The following is a 19,575-nucleotide window of genomic DNA, read 5'->3' as shown; positions in this document are numbered from 1 at the left end:
GAAGCGGAAAGGGCAATCTCAGAGGCCGTCCTCAGGGTGAAGAGCATGACCATCACCTCGCCCCGGGGGCGCACCGAAATGCTCAGGCCGGACGGGAGCCCCGTCCGCGTGCTTGTCGTCGACGACGAGACCTCGCTCACCGAGCTGCTGTCCATGGCCCTGCGGTACGAGGGATGGGAGGTGCGCAGCGCCGGCGACGGCATGGGCGCCATGCGGACGGCGCGGGACTTCCGGCCAGACGCCGTCGTACTGGATGTGATGCTGCCCGACATGGACGGGCTGGCGGTCCTGGGCCGGCTGCGCCACGAACTGCCGCAGGTGCCCGTGCTCTTCCTCACCGCGAAGGACTCCGTGGAGGACCGGATCGCCGGGTTGACCGCGGGCGGTGACGACTATGTCACCAAGCCGTTCAGCCTGGAGGAGGTCGTGGCGCGGCTACGCGGGCTGATCCGGCGGTCCGGCGCGGCGGCCGTGCGCAGTGAGTCGCTGCTGGTCGTCGGCGATCTGACGCTCGACGAGGACAGCCATGACGTCACCCGCGACGGGCAGTCCATCCATCTGACCGCGACCGAGTTCGAGCTGCTGCGCTATCTGATGCGTAATCCGCGCCGGGTGCTGAGCAAGGCGCAGATCCTGGACCGGGTGTGGTCGTACGACTTCGGCGGCCAGGCCAATGTCGTCGAGCTGTATATCTCCTATCTGCGGCGGAAGATCGACGCGGGGCGCCCGCCGATGATCCACACCCGGCGCGGGGCCGGCTATCTGATCAAGCCCGGTGAGCCGGGCGACGCCCCACGATGAAGGGACGCCGGCGAGGGGGGACGAAGCGGCGCTGGTCCTTGCGGACCAGGCTCGTCGTGTCGGCGGTCACGCTGATCGCGATCGTCGGAGCGGTGATCGGGGCGGTCACGACGATCGCGTACCGCTCGTATCTGTACGACCAGTTGGACACGCAGGTGCAGGCCATCGCCAAGCGGGCCGCCGGGCCGCCGCCGGGAAAGGCGGCGAACGGTGCCGAGAAGGAGCCGGGGGACCGCGCGAGGAGTTCGGGGAACAGCGGTACGGGTGACGGCGCGGGGAGCAACCGTACGGGCGCCGGCGACCGGCCGGCCGACACCGCCCCCGAGATCAGGGACCCGCTGAAGATCGTCACGGGCGGCGGCGCGCCCGTGGGTACGGTCGCTGTCGAGCTGACGGCCGACGGCTCCGTCGGCCGGGGACTGATGAGCGCCTTGCAGGAGGACGAGAACGACTGGCCGCCGATCGCGGAGACGCCGCTCAGCGAAGCGCAGAAGGCGGCCATGGCGGCCGTCCCGCGGGACGACGAGGCCCACACCGTCACGCTGCCCGAGGGCGCCGACTACCGGGTCCGGTACGTCGGCGGCGTCAACGGGACCTACCTCGTCGGTATACCGGCCGCTCAAGTACAGGAAAGCCTCAACACCCTTGTGCTCGTGGAGGTCTGCGTCACCGTCGCCGGGTTGATCGCCGCCGGTATCGCGGGCAGTGCCCTCGTCGGCGTCGCGCTGCGACCGCTCAGGCGCGTGGCCACGACCGCCACCCGGGTGTCCGAACTGCCGCTGCACAGCGGTGAGGTGGCCCCGCTCGCACGGGTCCCCGCCGCCGAGGCCGACCCACGCACCGAGGTCGGACAGGTCGGTGCGGCGCTCAACCGAATGCTGGGGCATGTCGGTTCCGCGCTCGCGGCCCGGCAGGAGAGCGAGACGCGGGTACGGCAGTTCGTCGCCGACGCCGGTCATGAGCTCCGTACGCCGCTCGCCTCCATCCGGGGATATGCCGAGCTGACCCGGCGCGGGCGCGAGGAGACCGGCCCCGACACCCGGCGCGCGCTCGGACGTATCGAGGCCGAGGCGGAACGTATGACCGGCCTGGTCGAGGACCTGCTGCTGCTGGCGCGGCTCGACGCCGGACGCCCGCTCTCGTACGAGAGCACTGATCTCTCCCCTCTGGTCGTGGATGCGGTGAGCGACGCTCATGCCGCCGGACAGGACCATCACTGGCGCCTCGAACTGCCCGAGCCGGACGAGCCCTCCGCCACGGTGTACGGCGACGCCTCCCGCCTCCATCAAGTGCTCGTCAATCTCCTCGCCAACGCCCGTACGCACACCCCGCCCGGCACCACCGTCACCGCACGCGTCCGCAGAAGCGACGGCGGGTACTGGGGCGGCGGACCATGGGATGTGTGGTCGTCGGGCGTCTGGTCCTCGGGCGACGGAGTCCCGGGCGACGGAGTCCCGGGCGACGGAGTCCCGGTTGAGGGATTTCCGGACGGCGGTGGCTTGTCCGGCGGCGATGGGTTGTCGGGCAGCGGATCCTCCGTCGTCCTCGAAGTGCGGGACGACGGCCCCGGGATCCCGGCCGAGCTGCTGCCGCATGTCTTCGAACGCTTCGCGCGCGGTGACGCGTCACGCTCCCGCGCGGCCGGCTCCACCGGCCTCGGCCTGGCGATCGTCCAAGCGGTCGTCACCGCGCACGGCGGGACCGTCACCGTACAGAGCGTTCCCGGCCGGACCGTGTTCTCCGTGCGTCTGCCCGGCCCGCCCAGGCCGGGGCGGACCCATCCCTCACATGGGCAGCAGCAGCGTCAGCAGCGTGCGTGGGGACGCGGCCGTGACTCACAGACAGGGCACAGCCTCACCACACTGCCGTGACAGCGCGTCTCGCGAATGTCGAGGCATGCGAACCGACACTTCATGGGGCACACTCCCGGCCCGGGAGCATCTCCCGGTCGAGGTAACCGATGCCCCCGTACTTGACGTGACGATCCCCGTCTACAACGAGGAGCAGGACCTCGAACCATGTGTGCGGCGCCTGCACGAACACCTCGCCCGCACCTTCCCGTACAGCTTTCGCATCACGATCGCCGACAACGCCAGTACCGACCGGACCCCCGAGGTCGCGGCCCGGCTCGACAGCGAGATCCCGGAGGTACGGGCGTACCGCCTGGAGCAGAAGGGCCGCGGCAGGGCGCTCCGTACTGTGTGGTCCCACTCCGACGCACCCGTCCTCGCCTATATGGACGTGGACCTGTCCACGGATCTCAACGCACTCCTCCCGCTCGTGGCGCCGCTGATCTCCGGCCACTCCGATTTGGCGATCGGGTCGCGGCTGGCCCGTTCGTCACGGGTCGTACGCGGCCCCAAGCGCGAGTTCATCTCGCGGGCCTACAACCTCATCCTCAAGTCCTCTCTCTCCGCGCGCTTCAGCGACGCGCAGTGTGGGTTCAAGGCCATACGGCGTGAAGTCGCCCAGCGACTGCTGCCGATGGTCGAGGACACCGGGTGGTTCTTCGACACGGAAATGCTCGTGCTCGCCGAACGCGCCGGACTGCGGATCCATGAAGTCCCGGTGGACTGGATCGACGATCCCGACAGCACGGTGCATATCGTCAAGACCGCGACCGAGGATCTCAAGGGCGTCTGGCGGGTGGGGCGGGCACTGGCGGTGGGCGCGCTGCCTCTGGACCGGCTGGCCAGGCCATTCGGGGATGACCCGAGAGACCGCCGGATCGGTGGGGTGCCCGGCGGACTCGCCCGGCAACTGGTCGGCTTCTGCTTCGTGGGCGCCCTGTCCACGCTCTTCTATCTTCTGCTCTACTCCGTCTTCCGTGCAATGGCGGGTCCACAACTCGCCAACGCGGCCGCCCTGCTGGTCTCCGCGATCGCCAACACCGCGGCCAACCGGAGGCTCACCTTCGGGGTACGGGGCCGGGAGCACGCCGTACGTCACCAGGCCCAGGGCCTGGTCGTCTTCGCCATCGGACTCGCCCTGACCAGCGGCTCACTGGCGGCCCTGGACACGGCCACGGGCGCCCCCTCCCACTCCACGGAGCTGGCCGTACTGATCGCCGCCAACCTCGCCGCGACGGTGCTGCGCTTCCTCCTGCTGCGCGCCTGGGTCTTCCCGGAGCGCCGTACGGACGATCTCCCTGCCCGCGACACCGCCACGGCCTCCGCTCCCGCCTTCTCCGCTCCCACGGCCTTCTCCGCTCCCACGGCCTTCTCCGCTCCCACGGCCTTCTCCGCTCCCACGGCCTTCTCCGCTGCGGCCACCGTTGCCGCTCCCGCCCCCGCTCCCGTCTCGGACTCCTCCGACACCGCCGACCTCGACCCAAGGACCGCACGATGACCATGACCCTTCAGCCCGACGGGCCTCCGGCGACGGCGCACCACCAACGCCATCGCGCCGCGGGCCGCGCCATCCGCCTCTGGCGGGGCAGGGCCGAAGACGCCAGTTGGGTACGCCCGACCCTGCTCGCCGTCCTGCTGGTCTCCGGACTGCTCCAGTTGTGGAACCTGAGCGATTCCGGTTACGCCAACTCCTTCTATTCCGCGGCCGTCCAGGCGGGCAGCGAGAGCTGGAAGGCGTTCTTCTTCGGTTCCTCCGACGCGGGGAACTCCATCACCGTCGACAAGCCCCCGGCCGCCCTCTGGCCGATGGTCCTGTCCGTACGGCTCTTCGGGCTCGGATCCTGGCAGATCCTGGTGCCCGAGGTACTGATGGGACTCGGCACGGTAGCGGTGCTGTACGCCGCCGTACGCCGCCGCTTCAGCGCCGTCGCCGGACTGACCGCGGCCGCGGTGCTGGCGCTGACGCCCGTCGCCGTGATGATGTTCCGCTTCAACAACCCGGACGCGCTGCTCGCGCTGCTGATGACCACCGCCATCTACTGCGTGCTGCGCGCGCTGGAGGCCGGCCGGACCAAGTGGCTGGTGTGGGCGGGGACCGCGATCGGCTTCGCGTTCCTGACCAAGACGCTCCAGGCGTTTCTGATCCTGCCGGCGCTGGCGCTGGTGTACGCGGTGTGCGCGCCCACGCCCGTACGGCGCCGGCTCGGCCAGCTCGCGCTGGCCGGTCTCGCGCTCGTCGTCTCCGGTGGCTGGTGGGTCGCGATCGTGGAGCTGTGGCCCGCGTCCTCACGCCCGTACGTCGGCGGCTCCCAGACCAACTCCTTCCTTGAACTGACCTTCGGCTACAACGGCCTCGGCCGGCTCAACGGCGAGGAGGCCGGCAGCGTCGGCGGAGGTGGCGGCGGCGGGGGCGGGGGCGGTCGCAGCGGCGCGACCGGAATCGGCCGGATGTTCAGCGAGTCCATCGGCGGCCAGATCTCCTGGCTGCTCCCCGCCGCTCTGCTGCTGCTCGTCGTCGGCCTCGTGGTGACGCGGCGGAGCGCGCGTACGGACACGGTCCGCGCGGCGTTTCTGGTGTGGGGCGGCTCGCTGCTGGTGACCCTCGCGGTCTTCAGCTTCATGGCCGGAATCTTCCACGAGTACTACACCGTGGCCCTGGCGCCGTACATCGCGGCCGTCATCGGCATGGGCGTCACCATGCTGTGGGAGGAGCGCGCCGGGATCCTGGCGTCGGCGACGCTGGCGATCGCGGCGGCGGGGACGGCGGTGTGGGCGTACGTCCTGCTCGGCCGGACCCCGGACTATGTGCCGTGGCTGCGCTGGGCGGTGCTGATCGGCGGTCTGTCGGCCGCGGTGGGGCTGCTCGTCGCGGGCAAGCTCGGCCGGCCGCTCGCGCTCGTGGCGGCGGGTATCGCGGTCGCGGCCTCGCTCGCCGGGCCGCTCGCGTACACGCTGACCACGGTCAACACCGCGTACCGGGGCTCGATCATCACGGCGGGACCGGCCGTCCCGCGCGGTGGTGGCGGCGGCTTCGGCGGTGCGCCCGGTGGCGCCGGTGGCGCGCGTGAGGCGGGGATGGTGCCTCCCGGCCGGCAGGCAGCGGGCCAGGGACAGGGCCAGGGACAGGGCCAGGGACAGGGCCAGGGACAGGGCCAAGGTCAGGGACAGGGGCAGGGGCAGGGCCAAAGCCAGAGGCAGGGCCAAGGCCAGGCGCAGGGCCAGGGACAAACCCCGGCCGCGGGCGGCCGGCCCCAACTGCCTCCGAATGGCGCGCTGCCCGAAGGCGGCCTGGGCGGCGCGGGCGGTATGGGCGGCGGAGGCGCGATGGGTGGCCTCCTCAACGGCCAGACCGTCAGCTCCGAGGCCGAGGCCGCGCTCAAGAAGGACGCCTCCGACTACACCTGGGTCGCCGCGACCATCGGCTCCCAGAACGCGGCCAGCTATCAGCTCGCCACCGAGAAGCCCGTCATGGCGATCGGCGGCTTCAACGGCAGCGATCCCTCCCCGACCCTCGACCAGTTCAAGCAGTACGTCGCGGACGGGAAGATCCACTACTTCCTGTCGAGCGGCGAGGGCGAGGGCGAGGGCGGCGGTGGTGGCGGCCGGGGCGGCTTCGGCGGTTCCAACTCCGGGATCTCCACCTGGGTGGAGTCCACCTTCGAGAAGGTCACCGTGGACGGCGTGACCCTCTACGACCTGACCCAGGAGGCCTGACCTCGGAGCCCCGACTCCGGAGCCCGACCGGCACGCGCCCAGCTGGCGAGAAAAAAACGCTATACGGCGTAAGGGAGACTCTTGTACGGTGTATGGCGACGGCTCCCATACACCGTACAAGGAGTTCTCCATGACGGCGACAGCCGCCGAACACCACACCGCCCCCGCACGTCACCCGCAGCGCTGGCTGATCCTCGGTGTCATCTGTCTCGCCCAGCTCACCGTGCTGCTCGACAACACCGTCCTCAGCGTCGCGATCCCGTCCCTCACCCGCGAACTGCACGCCTCGACCGCGGACATCCAGTGGATGATCAACGCCTACTCCTTGGTCCAGTCGGGCCTGCTGCTCACCGCGGGCAACGCCGCCGACCGGTACGGCCGCAAGAAACTGCTGATCGTGGGCCTCGTACTGTTCGGGATCGGCTCGCTGGCCGCCGGACTCGCCCAGACGAGCGGTCAGTTGATCGCCGCCCGCGCCGGAATGGGCGTCGGGGGCGCGTTGCTGATCACCACGACTCTCGCCGTCGTGGTCCAGCTGTTCGACAACCCCGAGCGCGTCAAGGCGATCGGTATCTGGTCGACCGTCAACTCCCTCGGCTTCGCCGCCGGTCCGCTCATCGGCGGGGCCATGCTCAACCACTTCTGGTGGGGGGCGATCTTCCTGATCAACATCCCGGTCGCGGTGCTCGGGCTGATCGCCGTCGCCGCGCTCGTACCGGAGTCGAAGAGCAAGGAGGGCGACCGCCCCGATCTCCTCGGCGCGCTGCTCTCCACCATCGGCATGACAGCCGTCGTGTACGCGATCATCTCCGGGCCCGACCACGGCTGGCTCTCCGGTCAGGTGCTGGCATCGGCCTCCGTCGGCCTGGTCGTTCTCGGCCTGTTCGTCTTCTGGGAGCTGCGCATCCCGTATCCGATGCTGGACATGCACTTCTTCCGGGACCAGCGCTTCACCGGGGCGGTGGCGGGAGCCATCCTGGTCGCCTTCGGGATGACCGGCTCGCTCTTCCTGCTGACCCAGCATCTCCAGTTCGTCCTGGGATACGGGCCGCTGGACGCCGGTCTGCGTACGGCTCCGCTCGCGGTCAGCGTCATCGTCCTGAACCTCGCGGGCGCCGGCGCGCTGGCCGTACGGAAGCTGGGCACCCCGGGCACCATCGCGCTCGGCATGGTCCTGGTGTCCGCCGGGCTCACCGCGATCGCCGTGCTCGGCGCGCACGGTTACGGCGGGATGCTGCTCGGCCTGATTGTGATGGGCGCGGGTGTCGCGTTCTCCATGCCGGCCATGGCGAACGCCATCATGAGCGCGATCCCGCCGGAGAAGGCCGGGGTCGGCGCGGGCATCAACGGCACGCTGGCCGAGTTCGGCAACGGTCTCGGGGTCGCCGTCCTGGGCGCCGTGCTCAACTCCCGATTCGCCGCGCTCGTCCCGGCGGCGGTGGGGGCCGCCTCGCTGCCCGCCGCCCTCACGGCGGCGGACGGGGAGGCGGAGCGGCTGAGCATCTCCGACGCGTTCGCGTCGAGCCTGGAGACGAGCCAGCTGGTCGGGGCCGTGGCCGTGCTGGCGGGCGGTCTGCTGGCCGCGCTGCTGCTGCGCAGGGCCGAGCGCGCGAACCCCACGCCGTGCACTCCGGGTTCCCCGGGCTCCCGGGCGGGCTCTCCGTCGGGCTCTCCGTCGGCCGCGTCGTCCGGCTCCGCGTCGGACTCCATGTCAGGTGCGGCATAGCATCGGAAGTGCGGCAGGCGTCCGGGCTCCGGCTCATCGGATCACCTGGTCGTCGCCCCGGTTGTCGCCCCGGTCCCCGGAGGCGGACCGCCGGGGCCGCGGAGTCGGCCGGGCTTGAGCCGGCCGTGGGCACGAGCCGGGCAGGGAAGTGGAGTCCGGCCGAAGCCCGGCCGGCGGGAACGAGGAGGCTCACCCATGGTGCCGGAAGCCGACAGCGCCAAGCGGCCGACCCGTACCAGCGTATGGCTGGAGGGTAAGCCTGCGGCACGCGGCCGCAGAAGCGAGAACTCGGACCACCCCGCCGGCCTGGACCGCGACCGCATCACGGCGGTCTCGGTGCGGCTGCTCGACACGGAGGGCCCGGCGAAGTTCTCCATGCGGCGGCTGGCCGCGGAGCTCGGGGTGACCGCCATGTCCCTGTACTGGTACGTCGACACCAAGGACGACCTCCTGGAACTCGCCCTGGACTCCGTCTTCGGCGAGGTACGGGTCCCCGATATGACGGACGAGGACGCCGACTGGCGCGACCAGCTGCGCGAACTGGCCACCAGCTACCGGGAGCTGCTGGTCAGGCACCACTGGGTCTCGCCGCTCATCGGCAGATATCTGAACATCGGCCCGCACTCGATGGCCTTCTCGGCGGCCGTCCAGGCCGTCATGGGCCGGACCGGCCTGGCGCCGCACGGCCGGATGGGCGGGCTGTCGGCGGTCTTCCAGTTCGTCTACGGATTCGGCACGATCGAGGGCCACTTCGTACAGCGCTGCGCCGACGCCGGGCTGAGCCAGGACGAGTACTACCGGCAGGCGATGGGCGCCATCAACGAACAGCCCGAGTTCCAGGAGTCGTTCGAGAGCGCGGACGAACTGATGGAGGCCCGCGGCGGCGATACCGTGGCGGCGATACGTCAACGCGATTTCACGTTCGCGATCGAACTGCTCATCGCGGGCATCGAGACGATGCGGGAGCGCGACCGGTTCCCCGCCGGGCCCCGCGCCGGGGCGGAGGACGGACCCCGCGACTCCGGCGGGGACGGAATCCGGGACTGAGTGCCCGGGACGTGCCCCGGGACTGAATGCCCTGGACGGGCCCCGGGACTGAATCCGGGGGAGGGGCCCGGGATCGAGCCCCTCCGGGCCGCTCCTACGAGACGAGACGAGACGAGACGGGACCCGCTCCTACGAGACGAGACGGGCCGGGAAGCCGCCGGTGGCCAGCGGACTCCAGCGCTCCGGGGTGATCCGGATGATGGACTTCCCCTGCTTCACCATCGCCTCCCGGTACTCGTCCCAGTCGGGGTGCTCGCCCGCGATGTTCCGGTAGTACTCGACCAGTGGCTCGACCGACTCCGGGGAGTCGATCACCTCGGCCGTACCGTCGACCTGGACCCACGGACCGTTCCAGTCGTCCGACAGGACGATCACGCTCACCCGCTCGTCCCGCTTGGCGTTCCGCGTCTTGGCGCGCTCGGGGTACGTGGAGACGACGATCCGGCCCGAGTCGTCGACCCCGCAGGCGAGCGGGGAGCCCTGCGGTCGGCCGTCGGAACGGGTGGTCAGCAGGATCGCGCGGTGCCTGGGGCGTACGAACTCCAGCAGCCCGGCAAGGTCAACGGCGGTATTCGTTGCGATATTCGGTGCCATGCCGCGCAGCCTACGACCTCGGAGCCCGCCCGCCACGAACCACACCCGGCCCCCCGGAATTCAACGGTCCGCGGAGTCGCACGGGAATCGCCTGCCCCGCAGGAGGCGGTCACATGCCCGGCACGCTCTCGCCCTGTACCGCCTGGATGTCCAGCTCCACCCGCAGCGTCGTCCCGATCGCCGAGATCCCCGCCTGCACCACCTGGTTGTAGTTCATGGCGAAGTCCTCCCGGCGCAGCTCCGTGGTCGCGCGGAAGGCCGCCCGTACCCCGCCCCACGGGTCGGGCCCGGTGCCCAGGTAGCTCAGGTCCAGGTCCACTTCGCGTACGACGCCGTGCAGCGACAGCAGTCCGCGCACCGTCCAGCGGTCGGGGCCCGCCGGGGTCAGCCCCGTACTGCTGTACGTGATCTCCGGGAAGCGCTCCACGTCCAGGAAGTCGGGTGACTTGAGGTGCTTGTCCCGCAGCGCGTTGCCGGTGTCGATGCTCGCCGCGCTGATGACCGCGTCGACGCGTGACGCCTCAACTCCGTACGCGCTCCCCGCGCCCCCGGTAGTCGCCCCGCCTCCCGCGCTTCCCGTGCCCGCCGCGCCCTCCGCGATCTCGATCCGTCCCCCGAACTCCGTGAACCTCCCGCGCACGCTGGAGATCCCCAGATGCTGGGCCACCGCGCTCACCGCCGAGTGCGCCGGATCCAGGCTCCAGGCGCCCGGCGGCGGCAGTTCGACCCCGCCCTGCCTGGCCAGGATCACCGTGCCGACCTCGGCCCGCCCGCTCGCCGTGACCAGCGCCGTGGAGGCGACGGGCGCGTAGCCGACGGCCGTCACGACCACGGTGTACGGGCCCGGTGCCAGCGCCGCGTCGGTCCGTACCGCGCCGTTCTCGTCGGCGCCCTCCCGCAGCACCTGCGTACCGCTCATATCGGTCATGGTCACGACCGCGTGCTGCAGGGCCCAGCCGTCCCGCGTCCGTACCTGTCCGCGAAGTCCCATCCCGTTTCTCTCTCCCTCGGTCCCTCGGTCTCCAGAGCCGGGCCCCGGCAGGGGGCGGGCGGGCCGTCCCCTGCCCGCCGCCCCCGCCGCCGGAGCCCGTTTCCGCACCCGACCGACGCGCCGCCCGCTACAAGCGCCGCGCGGTCCGGGGGTTTCGACTACTCGCCGGGGTGGGCGAGTTCGATGTCGTGGCCGTCGACCCCGCGGCCGGTGACCGTCAGCGAGCCCGCCACCGGCGGGTAACCGGTCGCGATGACCGTGTACTCGCCCGAGTCCAGGTCGGCGAAGGCGTACGCCCCGTCCTCCCCGGTCGTCGCCGTCGCGACCACGTTTCCGGCCGCGTCGACCAGCGTGACCCGGGCGTCGTGCGCCGGGCGGCGGGCCGCGCCCGCCCTGACCGTTCCCTGCACCAGGGCGCCGGAGAGGAGGACCGCCTCGACTCGGGTGACGCCCTGGCCGCCTATCTCCACCGGCAGGGCCAGCGGGCGGTAGCCGGCGGCGTTCACCGCGACGGTCACATAACCGGGGACCAGCTCACTGAAGCCGAACTCGCCCAGCTCGGACGACTTCCCGGTGGCCAGCACATCGCCGCGCACATCGGTCACGATCACCATCGCGCCCTCGATCGGGTACCCGCCGTCCGCGGCGCGCACGGCCCCGGTGAGGCCGCTCGTACCGGAGAGCAGGATGTCGTACGAGAGAGGTCCGTCCCCGACGACCACCGTGGACGCCTGCGGCTGGAAGCCGTCGGCGGAGGCGATCAGTACGTACGAGCCGGCGCCCGGGGCGTCCAGGACGTAGCCGCCGTCGGACTGGGCGACCGAGCGGGCCAGTTGCCGCCCGGCCAGGGAGATCAGGGTGACGGCGGCGCGGGGCACCGGCGTGCCCTCGGAACCGAGCACCGCACCCTGTACGGCGGTGCCCGGCGCGGGTGCCGCCGCGAATGACGATTCGGCCGATCCAGCTGTCATGGTCCCTCCAGAAGCTGCCATTCCGGACACCGCCGCCACAGGTGCCGCCACCGGGGACGGCGTCGTCTCGGACACCACGGGTATCGCGGCGGTTGTCGCGGCAGGTGCGGTCGTCCCGGCGGGAGCCGCGCCCTCCGCCGTCTGATCGCCGGCCCGCGACTTCAACGCGACCTCCTTGATGAACAGCGTCAGGAGCAGCGCGACCAGCGCGGCCGGTGCCGAGTAGAGGAAGACATCGCCGACGCCATGGCCGTACGCCATCTCCATGACCTGCCGCAACGGGGCCGGCAGCGTGTCCAGGTTCGGGATGCCGCCGCCACCGGTCCCGCCGTGGCCCAGGGCCGCGCCCTGCGGGCCGAGATCGGCCAGCCCCTCCTTGACGTAATGCGTGACCCGGTTGCCCAGCACGGCGCCCAGCGCCGAGACACCGACCGCACCGCCCAGCGAGCGGAAGAAGGTGACGGTGGAGCTGGCGGCGCCGAGGTCCTCGGGAGAGACCTGGTTCTGGGTGCACAGGACCAGGTTCTGCATCATCATGCCGACGCCGAGACCCATCAGGGCCATGTAGATCGCCATGTGCCAGTACGGGGTGTCGTACCGGATGGTGCCCAGCAGTCCGAGCCCGGCCGTCACCAGCACACCACCGCTGACCAGCCAGACCTTCCAGCGTCCCGTCTTGGTGATGATCATGCCGGAGACTGTGGAGGAGATGAACAGACCACCGATCATCGGGATGGTCATGACACCGGACATCGTCGGCGACTTGTCGCGGGCCAGCTGGAAGTACTGGCTGAAGAAGACCGTGCCGGCGAACATCGCGATACCGACGAAGAGCGAGGCCAGCGAGGCCAGCGTGATGGTGCGGTTACGGAAGAGCCGCAACGGGATGATCGGCTCGCGCGCCTTCGACTCGACGAGGATGAACACGGCGCCGAGCAGAACCGATCCGCCGACCATCGCGTACGTCTGCCACGAGATCCAGTCGTACTTGTTGCCCGCGAAGGTGACCCACACCAGCAGCAGCGAGACGGCCGCGCTGATGAAGAAGGCTCCGAACCAGTCGACCTTGACCCCTTCGCGCTTGACGACCGGGAGCTTCAGGGTCTTCTGGAGCACGATCAGCGCGATGACGGCGAACGGGACGCCGACGTAGAAGCACCAGCGCCAGCCCAGCCACGAGGTGTCGGTGATGACACCGCCGAGCAGCGGACCGCCGACGGTGGCGACGGCGAAGGTCGCGCCGAGGTAGCCGCTGTACCGGCCACGCTCGCGCGGGGCGATCATCGCGGCCATGACGATCTGGGCGAGGGCGGAGAGACCGCCGACGCCGATGCCCTGGACCACCCGGCAGGCGATCAGCGTCTCGGCGTTCTGCGAGAGGCCGGCCACGATCGAGCCCGAGACATAGATGACCAGGGCTATCTGAACCAGGAGCTTCTTGCTGAAGAGGTCGGAGAGCTTGCCCCACAGTGGGGTGGTCGCCGTCATCGCCAGCAGCGACGCGGTCACCACCCAGGTGTAGGCGCTCTGTCCGCCGCCCAGGTCGGAGATGATCTCCGGCAGGGCGTTGGAGACGATCGTCGACGACAGGATCGCGACGAACATGCCAAGAAGCAGCCCGGAGAGCGCCTCCATGATCTGCCGGTGTGTCATCGGCGCGCCGCTCACGGGGACGGGGGCGCCGCCTCCGTGCTTGGCGTGGCCGGCCCGCACACCCGCTGGTGTGGTTGTAGCCATTGAATTCCTTGTCCTACGTCTCTTGCCGCATGGGTGTACGGGTGTACGAATCCTGGTAGCGCCACTCCCGGCAGTCGCCGAAGCTGCTGCGCAGCCGCTCCAGCATCGTGACCAGCTGCCCGACCTCGTCGTCGGTCCAGTCGTCGAGCGTCCGCGCGAACATCTCTGTCGTCCGCAGGGCGAGCTCCGCGATCAGCTCCTGGCCCGCCGGGGTGAGCCGCAGGATGCGTGAGCGCTTGTCCGCGGGGTCCGGGGACCGCTCGATCCAGCCGCGCTCGGCGGCGTGGGCGACATGCCTGCTGGTCACCGACATGTCGACGGCGAGCAGCTCGGCGAGGCGGCTCATCCGCATCTCGCCGTTCCGGTCGAGCAGGGTCAGCACGGCGGCCGTGCCGGCCGGGCACTCGGCCGGAAGGATGCGCGCCAGCCCCCGTTTGACGGTGCCGATGGCACTGAGCTGTCGGGCCAGTTCCGCGTACTGACTCTGTGCTGCGGTCATGGGTCCTCCCGACATCTTGTTGCTTGGGGCAACCATAGAACCATAGAAGCCGTTGGTTGCTGCAGGCAAACGAAAACGGGCCGAGCGGAGTAAAGGAACCCAAAAGGCTTGGCATGGCCGAGGTCAATGCTCGGCGCGGGAGCTGTCCGGCCTGCCAAGGCCGGCCCGGCGAGGGAGCGGCGGTCGGCCCGGCAGAGGAGCAGTGGTCGGCCTGGCGGCAGAGGAGCGGCGGCTGGCCCGGCAAAGGGGGCGTATCAGTCGGCGGGCAGCGCCATATCAGTCAGCGACGGGCCCGGCGTTGGACGGGATCCGCGCGTTCGCTAGGGTCCTGGCGTATGGCACACAACCCCCATGCCCCGCAGGGCCCCGAGGGCAATCCCGACCCCGCGGGCAGCACCCAGATGTTCCGTGCGTTCGTCGACGATGGCGAGCCGCAGCGCCGGCAGGCGCCGCCCCAGCAGAGCGGGCCGAAGGTCGGAGTGATCGTCGGCGTCGTCGCGGCTGTCGTGGTCCTGGCCGTGGTGGCCTGGCTGGCCTTCGCCTGACCCGGTAGGTCCATTTCCGAACCCCGCCCGCGACATCGCCCGAGAACGGGCGAGGGGCGGGGTCCGCGGGCCTCAGTCCGAGATCAGTCCTTCCCGCAGCTGCGCGAGCGTACGGGTCAGCAGCCGCGAGACATGCATCTGGGAGATGCCCACCTCTTCGCCGATCTGCGACTGGGTCATGTTCGCGAAGAACCGGAGCATGATGATCTGCCGCTCGCGGGGCGGCAGTTTGGCGAGGAGCGGCTTCAGCGACTCGCGGTACTCGACGCCCTCAAGTGCCATGTCCTCGTAGCCGAGCCGGTCCGCGAGCGAGCCTTCCCCGCCGTCGTCCTCCGGTGAGGGCGAGTCCAGCGAGGAAGCGGTGTACGCGTTGCCGACCGCGAGGCCGTCGACCACGTCCTCCTCCGACACGCCCAGTACGGCGGCGAGTTCGGGGACGGTCGGCGAACGGTCCAGCTTCTGCGCCAGCTCGTCGCTGGCCTTCGTCAGCGCGAGCCGCAGCTCCTGGAGCCGGCGCGGCACCCGCACCGACCATGAGGTGTCCCGGAAGAACCGTTTGATCTCGCCGACGACGGTCGGCATCGCGAACGTCGGGAATTCCACGCCGCGTTCGCAGTCGAACCGGTCGATCGCCTTGATCAGGCCGATCGTGCCGACCTGGACGATGTCCTCCATCGGCTCGTTACGGCTGCGGAACCGGGCCGCCGCGTAGCGCACCAGCGGCAGATTCAGCTCGATCAGGGTGTCACGTACGTAGGTGCGCTCCGGGCTGTCCTGATCGAGTACGGCGAGCCGCAGGAACAGGGAGCGGGACAGAGTGCGGGTGTCGATGGCTTCCGGCTGGGACACACGCGGCTGCACCACGTGGTCGAGAGCATCGGGCGCGGGAGCGCTCTTTGTGAGCGTGAGCACCTTCGAGCTGCCCTGTTCTACGGACATGCCACCCCCTTGAGGTCGCGGACGGTCGCGTCGGCCGCTCCCGTCAGTGGAACGCAGCCTCCACCTGAATACCGGAGCCGGGACTGCGGCAAACGCGGTTCCAGCAGAATGTCACATGTCGGCAACACGCTGTAGTGACATGTCGACAAGTAAGTGCTGAATCCGCCCTGGAAAGAGGGGGTGTGGGGCTTTTCGGACCGCGAAGGGGGACCGTAGTGGGTCTACCCCTGAGGGTTACGCCTCGATCCGATTTGCGGATCGCAGTCGGGCAAAACTTCTGGCCAGAAGCCTTGACACATGCATCTGGGAAACTCCCAATTCCTGACTGATCTGCGACTGCGTCAGGTTGTTGTAATAGCGCAGCATCAGGATCCGCTGTTCCCTCTCGGGCAGTTGTACGAGCAGATGCCGCACCAGATCGCGATGCTCGACGCCGGCCAGCGCCGGGTCCTCGTAACCGAGTCTGTCCAGCAGGCCCGGCAGTCCGTCCCCCTCCTGGGCGGCCTCCAGTGAGGTCGCGTGGTACGAACGTCCCGCCTCGATACAGGCCAGTACCTCGTCCTCGGAGATCTTCAGCCGCTCGGCGATCTCGGCGGTCGTGGGGGAGCGGCCGTGGGCCGTCGTCAGATCCTCGGTCGCGCCGGTGACCTGTACCCACAGCTCGTGCAGCCGACGCGGGACATGGACCGTCCGCACATTGTCCCGAAAGTAGCGTTTGATCTCGCCGACGACGGTGGGCATCGCGAAAGTGGGGAACTGCACCCCGCGGTCCGGGTCGAACCGGTCGATGGCGTTGATCAGACCGATCGTGCCGACCTGGACGACGTCCTCCATGGGCTCGTTACGGCTGCGGAACCGGGCCGCCGCGTAGCGCACCAGCGGCAGATTCGCCTCGATGAGCGCTCCACGTACCCGGGTGTGTTCCACGCTGCCCGTCTCAAGCCCCTTCAGCTCGGCGAAGAGGACCTGGGTCAGTGCTCTGGTGTCCGCGCCCCGGCTCTGTGTCGTGGTGCGGGGCTCGGTCTCGATCTGGGGCAGCAGTTGAGGCGTAGTACTGGCCGGCACGGTGACGCCACCCCTTTGCGGTCGACTACGTCAACTCATCCGTCAAAAGCGGTCATAGCATCACAAGACATGTCCACTGTGTGCAAGCACCTAAAAAAACCGTGTTGACGGCAAGATGGAGCAATAAACCCAAAAGCCCCACACCGAATGGGTGCGGGGCGAGGAGGCGGACGGCTCAGAACTCGTAGTCGGCCATCACCCAGGTGGCGAATTCACGCCACTGCCCGACGCCCGCCTGGTGCGCCGGGTGGTCCAGATAGCGCTGGAGCGCCGCGCGGTCGGCGACTGCCGCGTTGATGGCGAAGTCATAGGCGATCGGGCGGTCGCTGAAGTTCCAGGCGCACTCCCAGAACTCCAGCTCGGGCACCTGTCCGCCGAGCTCCTTGAAGGCCTTCGCCCCCGCGACGACGCGCGGCTCGTCGTGCGAGACACCCTCATTGAGCTTGAAGAGGACCAGGTGGCGGATCACGGGCACTCCTTGGGGGACGCGGAGAAGAGACAGCGGGGGTGCGGGCCGGTCCGTGGCCGAGTGTCGGTCAGTTGATGAGCTCGGACATGAACTCGCCGACGCCCTGGGCGGCGCTCGAAATACCCTCGAACCCTACCTGGACAAGATCGGCGGCCCGAGCAGGCGACGTGATGATCGTGTACAGCACGAAGACGGCGACCGCGTACAGCACGATCTTTCTCGCTTGCCCCATCCGCCGCTTCCTCCCCTGTCTCCCCAGTGCGGTCGCGCGTGAGTCTAACCGTATGAACGTTTGTGCCCAGAGGTCGTTCTCTCGCACTGCTCCGGTCCCGGGCGCCAAGGTTCTCCCGGCCCACACATGCCTGAAGGGCCCGGCCGCGCTGCACCGGGGCCCTTCCGGGAACGGTAGCGGAGGGATATGAACCCGCTTACGTGCCCCGTTCACCTGCGGTTTTCCTTGAAATTGGGACGTACCCCCCGTTAGCGCGGGAGGGGCCGGCTGCCCGGTCGGCATCCGTCGTTTATGTGCCTTCGCGCGTCCGCGGCCGGTCTGGCACTCACCGGTGCGGGACCGGTCACCGTGACCGCCACTCCGGCCGCCGCCGGCGCGTACGACGTGCCCGGCGGGCTACTGGTGCGGCCGGCCGGCCGGAGCGCGACCTCATCGCGCGCGAGGCGTCCACCAGCAAGCTGTGGCTCCACCGGGCCGCTCCGTCACCCTCGGCGGGCGCGCCCTTGCCGGCACGGGCGGCTGCGGCTGGAACGGGATGGCGCGGCTCATCGCGGTCGGCGACTTCTCCGGCGACGGGCGTCCCGCGGCCTCGCCCGCCGTCGTCGCTCACCAGCCGATTCCAACTGCCTTCCATGGTCTTCGGCCCGAGCCTTCCCGAGACTACGGGGAGACCAGTGGCGCACGGCCCGACGGCCCACGCCCGTCCCGCGACAGGGGGAGACCAGGATGGACGACTCGACGCATGCTGTACCGGAGCCCGCGCCGCCCGGGGTCCGGGCGCACGACCCGCTGGCCGTTGCCCTCGGCAACGCCTCTCTGCTCGGAGTGGGCTACCTGATCCTGGGGCGGCGCAAGCTTGCCATCGCAGCCGTGGTGGTCACCGTCGTGCTCGTCTCCGTAGTCGTCTCGGTCGCCCGGTCGTGGTGCGAGGTCGTCGTGCTCCTGTGGTGGGCGGCCGTCGTCGTGCACGGGTGGTTCCTGGCGCGCGGGCGCGCGGAGCGGGTCCCGGCGCGCAGGCCGCGGCTGATCGCGCTCGGCGTCACGGTTCCGGTGCTGCTGGCCGTCGGGCTCCTGCGGTACGACGCCTTCCGGATCGACCGGGGCGTCGACGAGGCCCGCGAACGCGGCGACTGCGCCCAGGTGTTGACCGCCCAGGGCAGGGCATGGTTCGGCCACCGCATGGCCGATGCCCCGCTGGCCGCCCGTGGCGACGAGATCGTCGAGGCGTGCCACCGGCTGCGAACGGCCAAGGCCGAGCTGACCACCGGGTTGACCGGTGACACCAAGGCGCTGAAGGGGGGCTTCGACACACTCGCCTCGGTCCTCGCGGAATCCGGGAGGAACGAGAAGAGCGTCGAGGTGGTCCTGGACGGGTTTCTCGGCAACCTGCCCACCAAGGACCCCTGCCGCACCGTCACGGTCACCGACTGGCTTCGCGACCGGAAGCCGATCCACAACGCGCTGGATCAGTCCGCCGACATCGTCACGCGGACCGCGCCGGCGGCGCTCGTCGGATGCGGTGACGACCTGATGGCCGGCAAGGACTGGGAGAAGGCACGTCAGCACTACAACCAGCTGCTCACCCAGTACCCCGACGACGAACGCACGAAGAAGGCCCGGAGCGGAGTCAGGAAGGCCACGCTGACCATCGAGCTGGCGAACGTCCGCGAGCTTCTGGACGGGTCGACCGGCTCACCACCCGAGTACTGCTCCGCCCCGGCGAAGTACAGCGGCGCCGCCCCTTATCGCAAGGGAACCAACCGCGCGCTGTTCTACGGCAACGACGAGTACACGGACAAGCTCCCCGCGACGTGGCGGGTCACCGACCCCGCCAAGGCCGTGCTGGTGGTCTGCGCGGACGAGGAGCAGGAGGGCACCCCCGTCCGGACGTGCCCCTACGAGAGCAAACTCGCCCTCGGCGGCACCACGGACGTGACGTTCCACAAGATCGAGATTCCCGTGAAGGCCTACGAGTTGCGGACCGGAAAGCTGGTGGCCGACCGCACGGTGCGGATCAGCGGTTCGAGTTGTCCCGCTGTCCTCGAATACACCACCTACATCAGCGATTTCGGCCCGCCGTCGGATGTGAACGTCGAGGCGTCCAAGGCCGACGTAGGTGACGGCTTCAGGTCGCTGATCACCCGGTGACCAGACCCTGTCCGGCCGATCTTCGCGGGCCCTCTCCCCGCCCCTCGACCGCCGGGCGGCTCTCCCACGGACGCCGGTTGGCGTCGTGCGACGGTCGGCCGCCACAACGAACCCGTTCGTGGAGACCGTGCGGAGGTTGAGTGCGGGGCTGAGGCAGCGCGGAAGACCGCTGCGAAGCTGTGTGCCAACGCCCTTGGCCATACATGAAGTTGCGGCATCCACACGGAGGCTGACACATTCTGGCGCA

Annotated in this window: 16 protein-coding genes; 8 read left to right on the top strand and 8 right to left on the bottom strand. The window is 70.0% G+C overall.

Annotated features, from left to right (window positions below; all coding sequences use genetic code 11):
* Positions 1 to 45 precede the first annotated feature (45 nt).
* The 6 genes from ACIRQP_RS24130 to ACIRQP_RS24105 all read left to right on the top strand — a co-directional run bounded on the left by ACIRQP_RS24130 (position 46) and on the right by ACIRQP_RS24105 (position 9,138).
* Positions 46 to 801 (top strand): response regulator transcription factor, encoded by a 756-nt coding sequence (locus tag ACIRQP_RS24130; RefSeq protein WP_403893190.1) that lies wholly within the window; start codon positions 46 to 48, stop codon positions 799 to 801.
* On the top strand, positions 798 to 2,672 hold the full coding sequence (locus ACIRQP_RS24125; RefSeq protein WP_403893189.1) for a sensor histidine kinase: 1,875 nt from the start codon (positions 798 to 800) through the stop codon (positions 2,670 to 2,672). The genes ACIRQP_RS24130 and ACIRQP_RS24125 overlap by 4 nt, the downstream gene beginning before the upstream one ends.
* Before the next feature lie 25 nt (positions 2,673 to 2,697).
* Positions 2,698 to 4,149 (top strand): glycosyltransferase, encoded by a 1,452-nt coding sequence (locus ACIRQP_RS24120; RefSeq protein ID WP_403893188.1) that lies wholly within the window; start codon positions 2,698 to 2,700, stop codon positions 4,147 to 4,149.
* The gene (locus ACIRQP_RS24115; RefSeq protein ID WP_403893187.1) at positions 4,146 to 6,365 is read left to right on the top strand and encodes an ArnT family glycosyltransferase; all 2,220 of its coding nucleotides are present in this window, start codon (positions 4,146 to 4,148) and stop codon (positions 6,363 to 6,365) included. Before ACIRQP_RS24120 ends, ACIRQP_RS24115 begins: the two co-directional genes overlap by 4 nt.
* Positions 6,366 to 6,495: 130 nt before the next feature.
* On the top strand, positions 6,496 to 8,091 hold the full coding sequence (locus tag ACIRQP_RS24110; protein ID WP_403893186.1) for an MFS transporter: 1,596 nt from the start codon (positions 6,496 to 6,498) through the stop codon (positions 8,089 to 8,091).
* A gap of 195 nt (positions 8,092 to 8,286) precedes the next feature.
* Positions 8,287 to 9,138, top strand: coding sequence for a TetR/AcrR family transcriptional regulator (locus ACIRQP_RS24105; protein WP_403893185.1), 852 nt, complete (start codon positions 8,287 to 8,289; stop codon positions 9,136 to 9,138).
* 129 nt (positions 9,139 to 9,267) lie between these two features.
* Here the strand turns inward: ACIRQP_RS24105 and ACIRQP_RS24100 are convergent, their stop codons facing one another.
* The 4 genes from ACIRQP_RS24100 to ACIRQP_RS24085 form a co-directional block, all read right to left on the bottom strand.
* A complete protein-coding gene (locus tag ACIRQP_RS24100) occupies positions 9,268 to 9,732 on the bottom strand; it encodes a PPOX class F420-dependent oxidoreductase (RefSeq protein ID WP_129767386.1) in 465 nt (154 codons plus the stop codon).
* A gap of 109 nt (positions 9,733 to 9,841) precedes the next feature.
* On the bottom strand, positions 9,842 to 10,723 hold the full coding sequence (locus ACIRQP_RS24095) for a YceI family protein (RefSeq protein WP_403893184.1): 882 nt from the start codon (positions 10,721 to 10,723) through the stop codon (positions 9,842 to 9,844).
* A 158-nt stretch (positions 10,724 to 10,881) separates the two neighbouring features.
* A complete protein-coding gene (locus ACIRQP_RS24090; RefSeq protein WP_403893183.1) occupies positions 10,882 to 13,431 on the bottom strand; it encodes an MFS transporter in 2,550 nt (849 codons plus the stop codon).
* A gap of 13 nt (positions 13,432 to 13,444) precedes the next feature.
* Entirely contained in the window at positions 13,445 to 13,930 is a 486-nt protein-coding gene (locus tag ACIRQP_RS24085) for a MarR family winged helix-turn-helix transcriptional regulator (protein WP_403893182.1), read from the bottom strand.
* 335 nt (positions 13,931 to 14,265) lie between these two features.
* Here ACIRQP_RS24085 and ACIRQP_RS24080 point away from each other — a divergent pair, with 335 nt between their 5' ends.
* Complete coding sequence (locus ACIRQP_RS24080) at positions 14,266 to 14,475, top strand: hypothetical protein (protein WP_129767389.1); 210 nt, start codon at positions 14,266 to 14,268, stop codon at positions 14,473 to 14,475.
* A 72-nt stretch (positions 14,476 to 14,547) separates the two neighbouring features.
* Here ACIRQP_RS24080 and ACIRQP_RS24075 read toward each other — a convergent pair whose 3' ends face one another.
* The 4 genes from ACIRQP_RS24075 to ACIRQP_RS24060 all read right to left on the bottom strand — a co-directional run bounded on the left by ACIRQP_RS24075 (position 14,548) and on the right by ACIRQP_RS24060 (position 17,180).
* Positions 14,548 to 15,414: an RNA polymerase sigma factor SigF gene (locus ACIRQP_RS24075; RefSeq protein ID WP_030349953.1), complete on the bottom strand. Its 867-nt coding sequence runs from the start codon at positions 15,412 to 15,414 to the stop codon at positions 14,548 to 14,550.
* 234 nt (positions 15,415 to 15,648) lie between these two features.
* Entirely contained in the window at positions 15,649 to 16,479 is an 831-nt protein-coding gene (locus ACIRQP_RS24070) for an RNA polymerase sigma factor SigF (RefSeq protein ID WP_403893181.1), read from the bottom strand.
* A 175-nt stretch (positions 16,480 to 16,654) separates the two neighbouring features.
* Positions 16,655 to 16,948, bottom strand: coding sequence for a Dabb family protein (locus ACIRQP_RS24065; protein WP_403893180.1), 294 nt, complete (start codon positions 16,946 to 16,948; stop codon positions 16,655 to 16,657).
* Between the two features lie 67 nt (positions 16,949 to 17,015).
* Positions 17,016 to 17,180, bottom strand: a complete 165-nt coding sequence (locus ACIRQP_RS24060) for a hypothetical protein (RefSeq protein ID WP_165371796.1) — start codon at positions 17,178 to 17,180, stop codon at positions 17,016 to 17,018.
* A 726-nt stretch (positions 17,181 to 17,906) separates the two neighbouring features.
* Here ACIRQP_RS24060 and ACIRQP_RS24055 point away from each other — a divergent pair.
* A complete protein-coding gene (locus tag ACIRQP_RS24055) occupies positions 17,907 to 19,328 on the top strand; it encodes a tol-pal system YbgF family protein (protein ID WP_403893179.1) in 1,422 nt (473 codons plus the stop codon).
* Positions 19,329 to 19,575: the final 247 nt, after the last annotated feature.

The sequence above is a fragment of the Streptomyces sp. NPDC102274 genome, from assembly GCF_044766385.1.
Classification (GTDB): domain Bacteria; phylum Actinomycetota; class Actinomycetes; order Streptomycetales; family Streptomycetaceae; genus Streptomyces.
This window is presented reverse-complemented; position numbering and strand designations above follow the sequence as displayed.

Coding starts and splice junctions, on each gene's coding strand:
- ACIRQP_RS24130 (WP_403893190.1), top strand. CDS start 46: ATGACCATCACCTCGCCCCGGGGGCGCACCGAAATGCTCAGGCCGGAC.
- ACIRQP_RS24125 (WP_403893189.1), top strand. CDS start 798: ATGAAGGGACGCCGGCGAGGGGGGACGAAGCGGCGCTGGTCCTTGCGG.
- ACIRQP_RS24120 (WP_403893188.1), top strand. CDS start 2,698: ATGCGAACCGACACTTCATGGGGCACACTCCCGGCCCGGGAGCATCTC.
- ACIRQP_RS24115 (WP_403893187.1), top strand. CDS start 4,146: ATGACCATGACCCTTCAGCCCGACGGGCCTCCGGCGACGGCGCACCAC.
- ACIRQP_RS24110 (WP_403893186.1), top strand. CDS start 6,496: ATGACGGCGACAGCCGCCGAACACCACACCGCCCCCGCACGTCACCCG.
- ACIRQP_RS24105 (WP_403893185.1), top strand. CDS start 8,287: ATGGTGCCGGAAGCCGACAGCGCCAAGCGGCCGACCCGTACCAGCGTA.
- ACIRQP_RS24100 (WP_129767386.1), bottom strand. CDS start 9,732: ATGGCACCGAATATCGCAACGAATACCGCCGTTGACCTTGCCGGGCTG.
- ACIRQP_RS24095 (WP_403893184.1), bottom strand. CDS start 10,723: ATGGGACTTCGCGGACAGGTACGGACGCGGGACGGCTGGGCCCTGCAG.
- ACIRQP_RS24090 (WP_403893183.1), bottom strand. CDS start 13,431: ATGGCTACAACCACACCAGCGGGTGTGCGGGCCGGCCACGCCAAGCAC.
- ACIRQP_RS24085 (WP_403893182.1), bottom strand. CDS start 13,930: ATGACCGCAGCACAGAGTCAGTACGCGGAACTGGCCCGACAGCTCAGT.
- ACIRQP_RS24080 (WP_129767389.1), top strand. CDS start 14,266: ATGGCACACAACCCCCATGCCCCGCAGGGCCCCGAGGGCAATCCCGAC.
- ACIRQP_RS24075 (WP_030349953.1), bottom strand. CDS start 15,414: ATGTCCGTAGAACAGGGCAGCTCGAAGGTGCTCACGCTCACAAAGAGC.
- ACIRQP_RS24060 (WP_165371796.1), bottom strand. CDS start 17,180: ATGGGGCAAGCGAGAAAGATCGTGCTGTACGCGGTCGCCGTCTTCGTG.
- ACIRQP_RS24055 (WP_403893179.1), top strand. CDS start 17,907: ATGGACGACTCGACGCATGCTGTACCGGAGCCCGCGCCGCCCGGGGTC.